We start from the raw sequence: 1,368 nt of genomic DNA, 5'->3' as shown, positions 1-1,368 counted from the left end.
GTGGAGTTTCTGGACACCGTGCGAGATCTAGCTGAGTTGATTATGCCGCGGTCAGTTCCGGGATCGCCACCTCCTCGTGTTCGGTGAGCAGCTTCATGGAGTGCTCGCTGAAGTAGCGGCGGTCGGCGCCGTCCCACTCGTCGTGCTGCTCGATGAGCACGTGCCCGGCGAGGCGGAGCAGCGCGGCGGGGTTGGGGAACGTGCCGACCACGTCGGTGCGCCGCTTGATCTCCTTGTTGACCCGCTCGAGGGGGTTCGTGGACCAAATCTGTCGCCAGTGCGGGTAAGGGAACTCCGCGAAGGCGAGCAGGTCGTTGCGGGCGGTCTCGAGCATCTCAGCGATCTTCGGATGGGACCTGGTGAGCATGCGGACGACCTCGTCGAACTGGGCGTAGACGTGCTCCGGGTCGGGCTGGGCGAAGATGGTGCGGATGATCGATGCGACCATCGGCCCGGCAGTCTTGGGGACGTTCGCGAGCACGTTCCGCATGAAATGAACCCGACACCGCTGCCACGACGAGCCGACGAACACGGTGTCGATCGCGGCGATCAGCCCGGTGTGAGCGTCGGAGATCACCAGCTTCACCCCGTCCAGCCCACGGGCCTTCAAGCTGCGGAGGAAGGTGGTCCAGAACGGTTGCGACTCGGTATCACCGACCTCGAAGCCGAGCACCTCCCGCCGCCCGTCGGCGGCGACACCGACCGCGACGACAATGGCTTGGGACACCACCCGCCGGCCGACACGGGCTTTGCAGTAGGTCGCGTCGAGGAACACATACGGGTAGCTGGTGTCCGCAAGCGGCCGATCGCGGAACGCGGCGACGTCCTCGTCCAGGTTCGCGCAGATCCGCGACACCTCCGACTTGCTGATGCCGGTGTCGGCGCCGAGCGCTTTGACGAGATCGTCGACCTTGCGGGTCGAGACGCCGTGCACGTACGCCTCCATCACGACCGCGAACAGGGCCTGATCGACCCGGCGGCGGCGTTCCAGCAGCGACGGGAAGAACGAGCCCTGCCGCAGTTTCGGGATCCGCAACTCCAGCTCACCCGCGGTCGTGGTCAGGGTCCGCAACCGGGTGCCGTTGCGCTGCGTGGTGCGATCCGGGCTGCGTTCGAACGGGGCGGCGCCGATGAAAGCGGCAGCTTCCGCGTCAATCAGCTCCTGGTAGAGCGTCTCGGTCGCGACCCGGATCCGGTCGGTCACATCGGTGAGTTTCAGTTCCCCGAGGAGCTCGAGGAGGGCAGACTGGTCAAGAGCCATCGTGCGTTTGTGTCTTTCTGTGTGAGTAGCTTTTGTCGGTTCTCACCTGACCATCGCACGATGGCTCACCACGTCCACGACGTGACACTCGAGCCCGAGAACTACAC

General features: G+C 65.4%; 1 protein-coding gene. It reads right to left on the bottom strand.

Annotated elements, in window-relative coordinates; all coding sequences use genetic code 11:
* Positions 1–40 precede the first annotated feature (40 nt).
* Positions 41–1,261, bottom strand: coding sequence for an IS256 family transposase (locus PYV02_RS15285; RefSeq protein ID WP_275759940.1), 1,221 nt, complete (start codon positions 1,259–1,261; stop codon positions 41–43).
* Positions 1,262–1,368: the final 107 nt, after the last annotated feature.

This window comes from Antiquaquibacter metalliresistens (genome assembly GCF_029211225.1).
Taxonomy (GTDB): domain Bacteria; phylum Actinomycetota; class Actinomycetes; order Actinomycetales; family Microbacteriaceae; genus Rhodoglobus; species Rhodoglobus metalliresistens.
The sequence above is the reverse complement of the archived record's forward strand: the minus strand, read 5'-3'. Positions and strand labels throughout refer to the sequence as shown.

Bases quoted from the DNA above. Each gene is read 5' to 3' on its own strand.
- PYV02_RS15285 (WP_275759940.1), bottom strand. From the start codon at position 1,261: ATGGCTCTTGACCAGTCTGCCCTCCTCGAGCTCCTCGGGGAACTGAAA.